Source organism: Streptomyces sp. NPDC004629, from assembly GCF_042873595.1.
In the GTDB taxonomy this organism is placed as follows: Bacteria; Actinomycetota; Actinomycetes; order Streptomycetales; family Streptomycetaceae; genus Streptomyces.
In genome coordinates this window covers 48,715-61,849 of sequence record NZ_JBIALO010000006.1, presented here as the reverse complement: position 1 = coordinate 61,849, position 13,135 = coordinate 48,715, and the positions used below count along the sequence as shown (strand labels likewise).

Sequence of the window (13,135 nt, the reverse complement as noted above, 5' to 3'; positions counted from 1 at the left end):
CTGCCGGGCAACGGGCTGCCTCCGCCCCGTCGGACCTGATCCGACCGGGCGGAGCACCGGGCAGACCCCCGCACCGCCAACCCGGCGTCCGCCAAGCCGGCGTCCGTCAAGCCCGGCCCGAGCACGTCCGCGGGGCGGGACGGTCCCCCGGGGGCACCGCAGGTGCTGCTGCCCCCGTGGAGTCCTCCGGGCCTTCGCCCACTCCACCCCGTGCCCGTGCGACGACATGAACCCCGCCACCCCCTGAACACGACGACGGCCTGTACCACCCCCGACGGGGTCGTACAGGCCGTCGTCGCCCAGGTAGTGCCCGCGGTCCACGGCGGAACGCACCGGCATCCAGCGCGGCGGCTACTCCGACTTGATCGCGGTCAGCATGTTCAGCCGTGCCGCCCGCCGGGCCGGCCACAGCGCGGCCAGCACGCCGACCACCGCCGACAGCAGCAGGAAGATCGCGATCCGCTCCCACGGCAGGACCAGTTCGTAGGTCGGCATGCTCGAACCGGCGAGCCGGCCGGCGGCCCAGCCGAAGAACACGCCGAGGCCGATGCCGAGGACGCCCCCGAACAGGGAGATGACCAGGGACTCCAGCCGGACCATCTGCTTGACGGAGCCGCGGTTCAGGCCGATCGCGCGCAGCATGCCGATCTCCTGGGACCGCTCGAACACCGACATGGCGAGGGTGTTGATGACACCGAGGACGGCGACGAGCACCGCCATGCCGAGCAGGCCGTAGAGCATGTTTAGCAGCAGCGTGAACATCTGCGCGATGGAGTCGGACAGGTCCTTCTTGCTCTGGACCTGGATCCCCGGGTTGGAGTCGAGGGCCTTCTCCAGCTTGTCCTTGGCCGCGTCGGAGGCGCCGCCGGCCATCTTGACCATGACCTGCATGTCACGGGCGTCGGACAGCTTGGGCAGGGCCGCGGTGTCGACCAGGACGCCCCGGATCAGCTCGTTGCCTTCGTAGACGCCGGCCACCGTCAGCCGCTTGTCCCTGCCGCCCTCGAAGTGCGCGGTGAACTCCGTGCCGGCCTTCCAGCCGCGGGACTCGGCGGTGCTGTCGTCGACCACGATCTTCGAGCCGGACACCGTGAACGCGCCGTCGTCGACCTTCAGATCGGTCAGCTTGCCGATCGCCGAGCCGTTGACGCCGGTCAGGTACTCCGACTCGCCGTCGATCCGGGCGATCGTGTCGCGCATCGGGCTGGACGCGGAGACGTCGTCGAGGGCGGCGAGCTTCCGGTCGACGTCCGGGGAGAGGTCGTTGCCGTTCGCCATCTGCACCACGTAGTCCGCGCGCAGCGCCGAGGTGGCCATCTTGTCGATTCCGGTCTGGAGGCTGACCGCCATCACCGTCATGCCGGTGATCAGGGTCAGGCCGATCATCAGCGCGGAGGCCGTGGCGGCGGTGCGGCGCGGGTTGCGGACCGCGTTCTGCCGGGCCAGCTTGCCCGACACCCCGAACACGCGCAGCACCGGGGCCGCCGCCGCGATCAGCGGGCGGGACAGCAGCGGGGTCAGGATGAACACGCCGATGATCAGCAGGACGGCGCCCAGGCCCATCGGCGCCTGACCGTCGGTGCCCTCCATCGTGGTCGCGGCCAGTACGACGGCCACACCGGCCGCCGCGAACAGCGCGCCGATCGTGTTGCGCAGCACCAGCGACTTGGTGGTGGCCTGCGCGTGCAGACTGCTCATCGCGGCGACCGGGGGGATCTTCGCGGCCCGGCGGCCCGGCAGCCACGCCGCCAGCATGGTGATGACGACGCCGACCGCGAGGGCGGCCGCGACCGTGCCCGGAGTGACGGCCAGCGGGCCGTCGGGGATGGTCTCCCCGAACGAGCCGAGCAGGGCGCGCAGTCCGGCCCCGATGCCGATACCGACGGCCAGACCGGTGACCCCGGCGACCGTGCCGACCACGAACGCCTCGATCAGCACCGACCGGGTGACCTGGCGGCGGGAGGCGCCGACCGCCCGCATCAGCGCCAGTTCCTTGGTGCGCTGGGCGACCAGCATGGTGAAGGTGTTGGCGATGATGAAGGTGCCCACGAACAGCGCGATCCCGGCGAAGACCAGCAGGCCCTGACGCATGCCGCTCATGCTGTTGGCGATCTGCCGGGCCTGCTCGTCGGCGAGGGACTGCCCGGTGGTGGTCTCCGTGAGGTCCTTCGGCAGGGCCTTGTCCAGCTGGGACTTGAGCGCGGCCTGGCTGGTGCCCGGCTTCGCGCGCACGTCGATCTCGTCGTAGCCGCCGGCCTTGCCGAACAGCTTCTGCGCGGTCGCGGTGTCGAACAGGGCGAGGCTGCCGCCCGCGGCGACATTGCCGTCGTCGGTGGTGAACACGCCGACGATCTTCGGGCTCAGGACCGGCCCGTCGATCGACAGGCGGACGGTGTCACCGACCTTGTAGCCGGCCCGCTCGGCGGTCTTGGCGTCGACGAGGACCTCGTTCTCGCCGCGCGGGGCGTGGCCGCTGGTCAGCGGGTAGCGGCTGTCGTCGGTGCCCCAGTAGTTGCCGCCCTTGGTCTGCCAGCCGTTGCCGATCAGCTTGCCGTTCTTGTCGGCCATGGCGGTGAAGCCGCTGACGACACCGACGGCCGAGGCGGCGCCCGGGACCCGGGCGCTCTTGTCGAGCAGTGCCTGGTCCAGGTCGGGGTGGCCGCCGGGCTCGTCGCCCTCGGGTTCCTGGTACGTGGCCGTGACGGCGACGTCGACGCCGTCGAAGCCCTTGGCTGAGCTGTTCTGGTAGGCGTCGGTGATGGTGTTGGTGAAGACCAGGGTCCCCGACACGAAGGCCACGCCGAGCATCACGGCGAGCACGGTCATGAGGAGCCGGGCCTTGTGCGCGAGTACGTTGCGCAAGGCAGTGCGGAACATTGTGTTCTCTTCAGTCCGTGGTGGGGGCGGGGGTCAGCTGGTGCGGCCCTTGGCGTCGAACCGCTTCATCCGGTCGAGCACCGAGTCCGCGGTCGGCCCGTACATCTCGTCGACGATGCGTCCGTCCGCGAGGAACACCACCCGGTCGGCATAGGCCGCCGCCACCGGGTCGTGGGTGACCATCACCACGGTCTGCCCCAGTTCGCGCACCGAGTTGCGCAGGAAGCCCAGCACCTCGGCGCCGGACCGCGAGTCGAGGTTCCCGGTCGGCTCGTCGCCGAAGATGATCTCCGGCTTGGCGGCGAGTGCGCGGGCGACGGCGACGCGCTGCTGCTGGCCGCCGGAGAGCTGGGAGGGCCGGTGGCCGAGCCGCCCCGACAGACCCACCATCTGGATCACCTGGTCCAGCCACTGCTTGTCCGGCTTGCGGCCCGCGATGTCCATCGGGAGCGTGATGTTCTCCAGTGCCGTCAGGGTCGGCAGCAGGTTGTACGCCTGGAAGATGAACCCGATCTTGTCCCGGCGCAACTTGGTGAGCTGCTTGTCCTTCAGGGAACCCAGCTCGGTGTCGCCGATCCGCACGGAGCCGGAGGAGAAGGTGTCCAGACCCGCGACGCAGTGCATCAGCGTGGACTTGCCGGAGCCCGACGGCCCCATGATCGCCGTGAACTCGGCCTGCCGGAAGTCGACGGAGACCCGGTCCAGGGCGACCACCTGGGTCTCGCCCTGCCCGTAGATCTTGGACAGCTCCGCGGCGCGTGCGGCCACGGTGGTGGTCCGGTCGGCGGCGATGGGTGTGGTGGTCACGGGAGGGTGCTCCTGTCGGGACGACGACGTTCGTGGGGACTGGACTGTCTCCATCGTCCTGGCCGTCCGCGCCCCGGGAGTCAGCCGCTGTTCCGGTTCCGGGGGCCGACTTCGGTCGGAGAGAAGGCGGCCGTGTCATACCTGGGGATGACGGCAGGGCGTACCGAAAGCAGGAGGGCCCGCCGCCGACGGGGGCTGAGCGGCGCCGTGCCGGAAGCAGGGGGGCGCCGCCGACGGGGGGCGCAAGGGCTCCGTACCGAAAGCAGGGAGCGCGCCGTCGGCGAGGACGGAGCGGCGCCGTGCCGTGAACAGGTGGGGCGCCCTGGTCCGGGCGGTGAAATTCCGTCATTTCGCGTACGCGCGTGCCCACCGGCCGTCACGCTATTGGCAAGTGCGGATGGGCCGTACCCCTTGCTGATGCTCCCTCAGGCATCAATAAAATAAGACAACATCGGTCCGCCCGTCCGCTGTTCGGGGGAGGTATCCCGATAGGCTCGGGACCTCGTAAGCGGAGCCCACGGCCTGCCCGGATGGTGGAATGCAGACACGGCGAGCTTAAACCTCGCTGCCCCTCGCGGGCGTACCGGTTCAAGTCCGGTTCCGGGCACATCCCGCACGACGGCGTCTGACCAGCCCGAACACCCGTCAGACGCCGCTCTTTTTTTCTGTTCTGGCGCACCGTGGGAGCACCGCGGGAGCACGACTTGGCACCGTCCCGGCATGGCATAGACGGCAAAGCGGAAGAATGCCGACGCCGGGGCCGCACGGGCCGAGCGAAGTGGGCTCCGGGAGCCGTCGAGTACCGCTACCGGATCCGCTGCCCGGCGCGGGAACCGGCGCCGCGGAAAACCCGCACACGCTCAACTGCTCCCTCCCTCAAAGGCTCTCGCCGGCGGACGCGCAGGCCGCGGATACTTCACCTTTCAAGCGCATAACGCGGGTCTCAACCGGGTAATCCGGGCCCGAATCCCACCGCCCGCACCACGCCGACGCGGTCCGAGATCGCCGCCAACCGCCTCTGGATCGCGCCAACTTCGCGAGGGGTGCCGCCAAGTGAGGGCCGCAGGTGCAGAACGGCGGCCCGTCTCGGTGAGGGTGGGCCGCCGCGGTGGGGTTGGTCAGCGGGTTGCGCGGATCATCACGGTGAGGAGTGGGGAGGTCGGCGAGGGCTGGCTGTGCCCGATGTCCTGGTAACTCCAGGACTGGTAGAGGGCGTGCACCCACGCAGGAACGCGACCAGACGAGGACCGGCGGTCGGCGCCGCCTCGGCGCGGAGTCCGCCAGATCGAGTGTCATCTGCCCGCGTCCGAGGTTCGACGCTTGCAGCGACATGCCGCGCAGCGTGCGGCAGGCAGGCCACGCCGTGGGCCGCCCCCGGCCTCATCGGCCCCTGCTCAGCCCTGGCGGGCCGCTCCTTCTGGCCAGACGACGTCGATGGGCAGTCCGGCGGCACGGGCTTCCAGGACCGTGTCCGCTGTTCCCCCGCCCTTGGGGCTCGGCGGCGAGCCGTCCCAGACGGCGACGAGCCGTTCTGCACGCCTGAGCACTTCGCTGTTGGCGTCCTCGTAGGCGGCCCGGTTGGCGTGGTCGTGGTCCAGAATCACGACGTCCGAGGCAGCCTCGATGAGCCGGTCGAAGACGGGAGCGTGGTCAGGCTTGACCTTCGCCTCCCGGTAGTCCCGCGATGGAAGAACCACGACCAGGCTGCCGCCGACATCGAGCAGCGCTTCGGCGAACAGCGAGTCGGAGCCGCGCGCGATGCACGAGACCCCGACCAGGCTCCCGTCAGCGTATTCAGCGAGCAGCTTCCGCAGGGCGGCGCGCACCAGCTCGGTGCTCGGCCCGGTCAGGTCCATGTGCCCAGTCACGGCGAACGTGGTCACGTCGCTCCTTCAGCTCGACAGCACTTCGCGGATCCTTGCCCGCGCTTCGCCGACCGTACGCGATGATGACCGGCCGACCGTATACGGATAGAGCTGGCCAAGCTGCGCACGGACGCGATTGGACCGGGTGCGGCCAGCGGCGTCGACCGCGCGGTGCGTCTGGGCCACGGCCCCGGTCATGTCGCCCATCAGGAAGTGGCACTCGGCCAAGCCGATCAGGTCGAGGGCATGACTGCGGCCGGCCTCGGAACCACGTGTGGCCAGCGCGTCACGGATGCTCTCGGCCGCCGCCTCGGCGTGCTGCTGCGGGTCGCTGCGAGCCATGTCCAGGAGCCGGCCGCCGGTGACCCCTGCCAGCTCGGCTTCGTCGAAGTAGGCGATCCAGTAGGGATCTTCGCCCTCTGCCGCGGCGAGGGCTTCTGCTGCCTCGTCGGTGGCCCGGCGGAACGCGGCGGAGCGGCCCATGGCCGCGTACGCCCAGGCCTCGCGGGTGTGAAGCATGGAGCGGATGCGGGGGCTTGCTGCCTTCCTTGCGCCCTTCTGCGCAAGGCGGACGAGTTCGAGGGCGTCCTGGGGGCGCTCCTGGTAGAGCATCTGCCGTGCCATGCCGGCGAGCACGTTGGCGCCGAAGGCCGCGTCACCGCCAGAGTGTGCCGCGCGCAGCGCGAGCAGGTAGTAGTTCTGAGCCTGCTTGTGGAGCCCCGAGTCCCAGGCCATGGTTGCCGCGGTGCCGCCGAGGTAGGCCATCACCCGGAACAGGCCTTGCTCGACTGACGGTTCCTGCTTGTCTTCCAGATGGCCGGCGACCTCGTTGAGCTGTCCGACGACCGCCTTGCGTCGCAGGCCTCCGCCGAAGCGGTGGTCCCAGGCGCGGAAGGCGCGTGCCGTCGCCGCCAGTTCCTCGACTTCTTGGTGACCGATGCGCCCCCGGCCGCGTTGCGCCTCGGCGGTCGGCGGGGGCCGTAGCCAGCCCTCAAGGGAGTCGAGCAGCGCGGCGCCGGACAGGGCAGCGCCGGCGAGTGTGCGCGTTGCCGCGCGGCGGTCCATCACGAGGTCGCTCCTGGTGAGGTCGGCGGCCAGGTGCACAGTCGTTGCTCGGTGCCATGGCCCGTTGCCGGTTGACCGTGTGGCCGGGGGAGTCGGAGAGTCCGGACCATCGGGCTGTCCTTCCCACGGTCGGTCGGCGAGGCCCACCATGCTTCCGGGGATGCGGAGGCCGTCCGCGATGCGGCAGATCACGTCGAAGCTGGTGACCTGCTGCTGTCCGCTGATGATGGTGGAGACCTTGCCCGGTGTGAGTTGGCAGGCCGAGGCGATCCGGTTCTGGGACAGACCGCCCCACTTCTTGATGAGTGAGAAGGCTGCGGCGAAGTCGTGCTCTGCCAGGGCTCGCTTCAGGTCGTCTCGGTCGAGAACCTCAGGGGCGAGCGGGCCGGGGGTGATGGCGTCCATAGGCCAACTTCCGGAGGAATCGTAGTGCGCATCGTCGCACCGTACCGAACCAGGAACGAGCGTATTACCGCATCGGTAACCCCTGCTGGTCATGCCCGAGTTGCGTGCGGGTGGCGATCCTCGACGCATGACAGATCAGACCCCGGCGACCGCGCGAACGGCCCCGGGGCGTGGCCGACTGGATGGAGTCGACATGCCGCACGCTACAACGCTGACGCCCGTGGGGGCAGTCCAGCTTCTACCTCTCCCCCGGATCCGCGGCCTGACGGAAGACCAGGTCTGCGGCCGGGCGTGCGTCTGGTGCAGAACGAGCCTGACCGCCGGCGCCGTCATGAGCCTCGGCCCGCGGCGGCGCCCCGGCACTGAGAGCGGCGCCTGCTGGTACCCGCGCGGCTGCACGATGTGCGTGCGCGCCGAGGCCCGCCGGGTCGTCGACCTTCACGCCCGCACCTGCTCCACCTGCCGCGGCCCCCGCGCCTGCTCGACCCGCAGGGAACTGCTCGGTCTCGCCGACGGGGATCAAGGATGACCGCGCGGGCGACTACCAGGCGTGGCCTGGGCTCGTGGTGCAAGCGGTTCGCCGACGGCATCCAACTGATCCAGATAGACGACGCGGGCTCGGGCTCGGCCACGCGTGGCCTGTATGCGTGCGGCCCGTGCCGCAAGGCGCGCCGCCTGGTCCCGCTCGCCGACCGGCCATGACCCCACGCCCCGAGCCGCCGAGGAGGAATCCCGTGAAGACCGACACGGCCGAGCGCAGCACAGCAGTTGGGCGGCCGGGTCGGGGGCTACTGCTCATCCCGCCCTGTCATCCGGAGACGGGGCCCTGGTCTGCGCCGAAGTCACAGCGGCGGCGCGCTCCTGGAGCCGTACGTCGCTTCGGTCGAGGCGTCCCGGGAAGAGAGGCGGAGATTCGCATGAGGCCGGACAGTCCGTGGGGCCAGTTCTTCTACGCGCTGTTTCTTGCCGCCCTCCTGGGTGCCCTCGTGGCCGGCATCGGCCGCTGACCCCATGACCGGCTTCGGTCGCTCGCGCCCCAGGGACCGACCGGAGCCCCCAGACGCCCGTCGGCTTCCCGCTCCCGACTCTCCCCCGCGGGGCCGGCGGGCCCGGCCCGGCACACCCGACCTCGTGAATATCCAGCGGTGTGCCGGGCCGTCACTTTCGTCTCGAACAGGAAGGTTTTCGATTGTGTTGCCTCCGGCACCGCCAGGTGTTGTCCCGTACATCGCCGGATGGAGTGAGGAAAGGCTCCTGCCGTGTCCGATTTCCCACCGCCGCGTGGTCCCGGGGATCGGGTACGTGGATGAGACGCCGTACGACCGGGACAGCTTCGGTGTGCTGTGGGCCCGGTACGCCCTGCGGCCCAAGCGTCGTCGGGGCAGCCCGCAGCTGAGGAACGTCCACCCGTACCGGCAGCGTCGGGCGATGCTGAACATGATGTGCCAGGTGTGCTCTCGTATGCCGCCGGACCCGCACGGCCCGCATCTGTTTCTCCTGCGGGACAGCGTCGGCCCGATCCGGGAAGGCGAGCGCACGACGAGTCCGCCAGTGTGCGTACCGTGCGCCGCGATCTCCATCCAGCTCTGCCACGCCCTGCGGGGTGGCCGGTTCGTGGCGGCGTGGGCGAGGCGCGTGCCCGCGTGGGGAGTCGTCGGTCCCCTTCACCACCCACAAACGCTCCAGCCGATCCCGGGATGCCACATGGAGCACGTCAAGTACGGCTCGCAGTGGGCTCCCTGGGTCCGTGCCGCCCGAACGATGGTGGAGCTGCGCGGGGTGACACCGGCGGACCTGGACGGGGAGTTCGCGGCCCTCGGCCGGGACCGCCTGGAGGAGGAGTTCACCCGGGTCGCGGAGCTGACGGCGGTCACCTGCCCCTGAGACACCTGCCTCGGGCCGGTCGCGGCGCCGTGACCGGCTCCCTGCGCCGCAAGGGCCCGCGCCCCTTCCGCGTGGCTCCCGGCCCGAGGTGGGCCCCACGTCCCGGCTGACTCTCCATGGAGAAGTGACGGCAGCCCGGACACGGTCCCCGGCCGATCTGTACGGCCGGGGCCGTCATGCCCCTTCATCCGCAGCTTGCGTCCCTTCTGGGAGGTTCCATTGACCGCTCGATCGCTCATCACGAACGAGCAGGCAACGTCCTGCTACTTCCGCACCACCGTGGAACACCCGTACCGAAAGGCGCTCATCCAGATCTGCGAGCCCTGCAACGAGTCGTGCAAGCACTGTTTCGTGTCGGCGACCAAGCGCGGCGACTACATGGACTGGGACGCCGTCCGGGACCAGCTCATCCCGCAGCTGATCGCGGCCCGGGTCAACCGGATCACGATCACCGGGGGCGAGCCGTTCATGCATCCGGACCTCATCCCCATCATCGACGACTTCCGGGAGACCGGTATGTCGGTCGGCGTGTGCACGAACGCGACGATGGTGACGGACGAGCAGATCGCCACGCTCGCTGAGCTGGACGTCCACATGAACGTCAGCCTCGACGGGTTCTCAGCTGACTCACACGGCGTGTTCCGTGGCCGCCCCGAGGGGTTCGCCGAGACCGTCGACGCCGTCGAGCGCTTTGCCAAGGCGGGCATCCTCCAAGGGCTGCTGTGCACGCCGAACAATCTTGCCGAGGACGAGGAGTATGGGCACCTCTGCGAGTTCGCCAGGCAGCAGGGCGCCAAGTACGTACTCCTCAACCCGCTCGGCGAGATGGGCCGGGGCGCGTCCAAGTCCTCACAGAGGCTCCGCAGGCCGGACGACCACATGCGGCACATCCACGGCCTGACGATGCCGTTCGGCGACGACGACCTGGACGTGGTGCACATCAGGTTCCCCAACGATGACAAGCCGTTGGCCGGCTGCGAGGCGGGGACGATCATCTACGTGTTCACCAAGGGCGAGGTGACCGTATGCCCGTACCTCGTTTTCGCCGCGCGGACGAGGGTGAGCCAGCACCCGGACACCGATTTCATCGTGGGCAACGTGTGGCAGCACGACGACATCGCCGAACGCCTGGATGCATACGATTTCCACAACCGGTGGAAGGTGGGTGACAACCCGACCTGCGGCGGCTGTTCCCTCTCGGACGGCTGCGGGAAGGGATGCCCGGCCGCGGTCGTCGCCTCAGGACAGCGGATCGGCGCTGTCGACACGGAGCTGTGCCCGGTCGTGCCCCGGCAGACCCGCATGCTGCCCGTGGTCGGTGTGTCATGAGCGGCCAGTTCGTCACCATCGACGGCCCCGGCGGGGTGGGGAAGTCGACCGTCGCCGCGGCCGTCGTGGAGCTGCTGCGTGCCGAGGGCCAGCCGGTGTTCCAGACGCGGGAGCCGAGCGACAGCCCGATCGGCCAGCTCGCCCGCCACGGCACCGAGGATTACCGGGGGATGAGCATGGCGTGTCTGATCGCCGCCGACCGGTACCGGCACGTCGAGCAGGAGATCCGGCCGGCGCTCGCCCGGGGCGAGATCGTCGTCTGTGACCGATACATCGCCTCGTCGTTGGTGCTCCAGGTGATGGACGGCGTCCCGCGAGACTCGGTATGGGAGCTGAACAGGCATGCCGACATGCCGGACCTGGCCGTCATCATCAACGCACGCGTCGACCAGATCACGAAGCGGCTGGGTGCCCGGGGCGCGCACAGCCGGTACGAGCGTGAGCCCGGCGGTACCGAGCGGGAATGCGGCCACTACTACGAGGCGGCTAGGTTCCTCATGGCAGCCGGGGTCTCCGTGATGCAGCTGGACGCGTCCACGGCCGACGCGGAAGGTGTCGCCTGCGCTGTCGTCGCGGGGATCAAGGAACGATGGACGAGGGGCCGCTCATGACCACCCTGGACGTGCTGACGTTCAACCTGAACAATCCGAGCCGGGACCGCGCTCAGAGGCAGTTGGAGTTCCTGGCTGCGCGGCCCGAGCATGTTCTCGTCCTCACGGAGACTGCCGACAGCGCGGGGTGCGACCTGCTCGCTTCCCGGTTCGCGGTGGCCGGCTACGAGGTGACGTTCCCGCGGCCGGGCCGGGGCGAGCGGGGTGTCATGGTCGTCTCGCGCTTGGCGACCCGCCCGGATCCGGGCTTGGTGATGGGGTACCTTCCGCACCGCGCTGTGTCCGTCACCGTCGACACCGACGAGGGGCCGCTGGACATCATCGGCATCTACGTGCCGTCGCGCGACGCCACCAGAACGAAGACCATCAGGAAAAGCCGCTTCCTTGACGCCTGCCGCGCAGCGCTGCCCAAGGGGGAGGGCCTGCGGGCGGTGATCGGGGACTTCAACATCCTGGAGCCAAGCCACACGCCCCGGTACCGGTTCTTCCAGCAGTTCGAGTACGACTTCTATGCGTGGCTCGGTGAATCCGGATACCTGGACGCCTTCCGCGCCTTGCACCCGGATGCGTTGGAGTACTCGTGGGTGGGGCGTACCGGCGACGGCTACCGCTACGACCACGTGCACGCGTCCCCAGGTCTGGCGACCGCGCTGATCTCCTGCGCGTACGTGCACGAGGTGCGCACTGCCGATCCCCGGCTGACCGATCACTCGGCTCTGACGGTGTCCTTCGCGCTCCGGGCCACCGCTCCGCTGCTGGTGTCCACTCCTGCGGCTCGGGCCGCCGCTCTGTTCTGACCGACGTACCAACCAATCTCCGACCGAGGGAAAGCATGGACAAGACACAGTGGGAGACGATCGGCCGCCTCGTGGAGTGGCTGGACAAGGAGAGCCCTGTCACGGGCGAGCAGGCGAAGATGATGCGCGTGCTCAAGATCGGGGAGGAGTTCGGCGAGGTAGCCGAAGCCCTCCACGGCGCTCTCGGAGCCAATCCGAGGAAGGGCCGCTCCCACACCTGGACGGACGTCGAGAAGGAGCTGACGGACGTCATCGTGACGGCCATGGTCGCCCTGGCCACGATCGCGCCGGACCCGCAGCGCGTGTTCCAGGAGCGACTGGATGCCCTGATTGACCGGGTGATGCCGGAGCCACAGAAATAGTGCCGCATCAACCAACGTCAGCCCTGTAGTACCGCGCTATTTGAAGGACGTGGCCGACAGTGGTCATCCGTCAGGCTGTCCTCGTGGCTGAGCGTGTGCGGGTGCGTGAGATCGATGACGACGACGGGCAGCGACTGCTGCGGATTGTGCGCTGGGGCACGGGGTCGGTGGTGACCTGGCGGCGGGCCCAGATGGTGTTGTTGTCCGCGCAGGGCATGCTGGTCGACAGCATCGCGACGGTGACGTCCACAAGCCCGGACCGGGTCCGGGACGTGATGCACAACTTGAACAGGATCGAGGCCCAGTTCACCGCCCTGCGCTACGTCGCCCCCGACGGCACCGACCACCCGACCCACAAGGCCCAGGGCAGTACGGTCCGCCGATACATCATCTGGCGGAACAAGGACGCCGCCGACAAGCGCCTCACTGCCTCGTCCGCAGGGCGAACGCCGCCTGACCCGCGCCGCCGGCGTCTTCCTTGGGTCGTCAGGTCCGGGTCGGTGGCGCACTCATCGCTGCCGTCAGGAACGTGACCGCCCATCGCCGGGCCGCCTCGCCCGCTACCGGGGACACACAGCCAGGGGAGGGCTGCTGGTGGACCTCAAGGCGGTCGACGGCCGTCACGGCAAGGATCCCCCGCATCCGGAACCACAGCTCCTCCGGGGGAAGGCCGGGCAGTACGCGCGCGAAGGCTGCGAGGTAGCGCTCGCGGACCGAGTCCTCGGCCGGGCCGGTCCAGCTGCGTGCCTCCTCGGCCGGGTCGCTGAGGATCGTCACGATCAGCCGGGACGTCCGGGCGCCGCCCTCGTCGCCGGCCGGCATCTCGTCGAACAGCGGCCCCGCGAATGCCTCCACCAGTTCGCTGACCGGTGGGTCGGGGGTCCGGGCGAGCAATGTGTCGAGCGCGGCGCACTGGGCAGCGTTGATGGGCTCGATCACGCGGCGGGCGACTGCGGCCATCAGCTCCGCCTTCGAGCCGAAGTGGTAGCCGACGGCGGCCAGGTTCGCTCCGGCGAGTTTGGTGATCGCGCGGACCGAGGTGCCGCGGTATCCGTGCTCGGCGAAGAGGTGCTCGGCCGCGTCGAGGATCTGGGTGCGGGTGTCTGGGGTCGCCACACGAGGGACTCTACATA

The 13,135-nt window shown here is 69.7% G+C and carries 11 protein-coding genes, 1 tRNA gene and 2 pseudogenes; 8 read left to right on the top strand and 6 right to left on the bottom strand.

What is annotated here, in order from left to right; all coding sequences use genetic code 11:
• Window positions 1–351: 351 nt before the first annotated feature.
• The gene (locus tag ACFYTE_RS10815; protein ID WP_388707745.1) at window positions 352–2,877 is read right to left on the bottom strand and encodes an ABC transporter permease; all 2,526 of its coding nucleotides are present in this window, start codon (window positions 2,875–2,877) and stop codon (window positions 352–354) included.
• Window positions 2,878–2,910: 33 nt separating this feature from the next.
• Complete coding sequence (locus ACFYTE_RS10810; protein WP_388707742.1) at window positions 2,911–3,738, bottom strand: ABC transporter ATP-binding protein; 828 nt, start codon at window positions 3,736–3,738, stop codon at window positions 2,911–2,913.
• Between the two features lie 470 nt (window positions 3,739–4,208).
• Here ACFYTE_RS10810 and ACFYTE_RS10805 point away from each other — a divergent pair.
• Window positions 4,209–4,291 (top strand) — tRNA-Leu (locus ACFYTE_RS10805).
• A gap of 511 nt (window positions 4,292–4,802) precedes the next feature.
• Here ACFYTE_RS10805 and ACFYTE_RS10800 read toward each other — a convergent pair.
• From ACFYTE_RS10800 to ACFYTE_RS10790, 3 genes and pseudogenes are all read right to left on the bottom strand, one after another.
• Window positions 4,803–4,904 (bottom strand): annotated as a pseudogene (locus ACFYTE_RS10800) (GNAT family N-acetyltransferase); the annotation flags it as partial.
• A gap of 174 nt (window positions 4,905–5,078) precedes the next feature.
• Window positions 5,079–5,567 carry a hypothetical protein gene (locus ACFYTE_RS10795; protein WP_388707740.1) on the bottom strand — a complete coding sequence of 163 codons (489 nt, stop codon included), beginning with the start codon at window positions 5,565–5,567 and terminating at the stop codon, window positions 5,079–5,081.
• Between the two features lie 9 nt (window positions 5,568–5,576).
• Window positions 5,577–7,019 carry a helix-turn-helix domain-containing protein gene (locus ACFYTE_RS10790; RefSeq protein WP_388707738.1) on the bottom strand — a complete coding sequence of 481 codons (1,443 nt, stop codon included), beginning with the start codon at window positions 7,017–7,019 and terminating at the stop codon, window positions 5,577–5,579.
• A 193-nt stretch (window positions 7,020–7,212) separates the two neighbouring features.
• Here ACFYTE_RS10790 and ACFYTE_RS10785 point away from each other — a divergent pair, with 193 nt between their 5' ends.
• The 7 genes and pseudogenes from ACFYTE_RS10785 to ACFYTE_RS10755 all read left to right on the top strand — a co-directional run.
• Window positions 7,213–7,548, top strand: a complete 336-nt coding sequence (locus tag ACFYTE_RS10785; RefSeq protein WP_388707736.1) for a hypothetical protein — start codon at window positions 7,213–7,215, stop codon at window positions 7,546–7,548.
• A gap of 773 nt (window positions 7,549–8,321) precedes the next feature.
• Window positions 8,322–8,903: a hypothetical protein gene (locus tag ACFYTE_RS10780; RefSeq protein ID WP_388707733.1), complete on the top strand. Its 582-nt coding sequence runs from the start codon at window positions 8,322–8,324 to the stop codon at window positions 8,901–8,903.
• Between the two features lie 219 nt (window positions 8,904–9,122).
• Window positions 9,123–10,232 (top strand): radical SAM protein, encoded by a 1,110-nt coding sequence (locus ACFYTE_RS10775; protein WP_388707732.1) that lies wholly within the window; start codon window positions 9,123–9,125, stop codon window positions 10,230–10,232.
• Window positions 10,229–10,843, top strand: coding sequence for a dTMP kinase (gene tmk, locus ACFYTE_RS10770; RefSeq protein ID WP_388707730.1), 615 nt, complete (start codon window positions 10,229–10,231; stop codon window positions 10,841–10,843). Before ACFYTE_RS10775 ends, tmk begins: the two co-directional genes overlap by 4 nt.
• Window positions 10,840–11,640, top strand: coding sequence for an endonuclease/exonuclease/phosphatase (locus tag ACFYTE_RS10765; protein WP_388707727.1), 801 nt, complete (start codon window positions 10,840–10,842; stop codon window positions 11,638–11,640). The genes tmk and ACFYTE_RS10765 overlap by 4 nt, the downstream gene beginning before the upstream one ends.
• A 35-nt stretch (window positions 11,641–11,675) precedes the next feature.
• Window positions 11,676–12,002: a MazG-like family protein gene (locus tag ACFYTE_RS10760; RefSeq protein ID WP_388707724.1), complete on the top strand. Its 327-nt coding sequence runs from the start codon at window positions 11,676–11,678 to the stop codon at window positions 12,000–12,002.
• 83 nt (window positions 12,003–12,085) lie between these two features.
• A pseudogene (locus ACFYTE_RS10755) lies at window positions 12,086–12,292 on the top strand (IS630 family transposase); the annotation flags it as partial.
• Between the two features lie 196 nt (window positions 12,293–12,488).
• Here ACFYTE_RS10755 and ACFYTE_RS10750 read toward each other — a convergent pair.
• On the bottom strand, window positions 12,489–13,118 hold the full coding sequence (locus ACFYTE_RS10750; RefSeq protein ID WP_388707723.1) for a TetR/AcrR family transcriptional regulator: 630 nt from the start codon (window positions 13,116–13,118) through the stop codon (window positions 12,489–12,491).
• Window positions 13,119–13,135: the final 17 nt, after the last annotated feature.

Excerpts from the sequence above, each read along its gene's own strand:
- ACFYTE_RS10790 (WP_388707738.1), bottom strand. The coding sequence starts at position 7,019 with ATGGACGCCATCACCCCCGGCCCGCTCGCCCCTGAGGTTCTCGACCGA.
- tmk (WP_388707730.1), top strand. The coding sequence starts at position 10,229 with ATGAGCGGCCAGTTCGTCACCATCGACGGCCCCGGCGGGGTGGGGAAG.
- ACFYTE_RS10760 (WP_388707724.1), top strand. The coding sequence starts at position 11,676 with ATGGACAAGACACAGTGGGAGACGATCGGCCGCCTCGTGGAGTGGCTG.
- ACFYTE_RS10765 (WP_388707727.1), top strand. The coding sequence starts at position 10,840 with ATGACCACCCTGGACGTGCTGACGTTCAACCTGAACAATCCGAGCCGG.
- ACFYTE_RS10785 (WP_388707736.1), top strand. The coding sequence starts at position 7,213 with ATGCCGCACGCTACAACGCTGACGCCCGTGGGGGCAGTCCAGCTTCTA.
- ACFYTE_RS10815 (WP_388707745.1), bottom strand. The coding sequence starts at position 2,877 with ATGTTCCGCACTGCCTTGCGCAACGTACTCGCGCACAAGGCCCGGCTC.
- ACFYTE_RS10810 (WP_388707742.1), bottom strand. The coding sequence starts at position 3,738 with ATGGAGACAGTCCAGTCCCCACGAACGTCGTCGTCCCGACAGGAGCAC.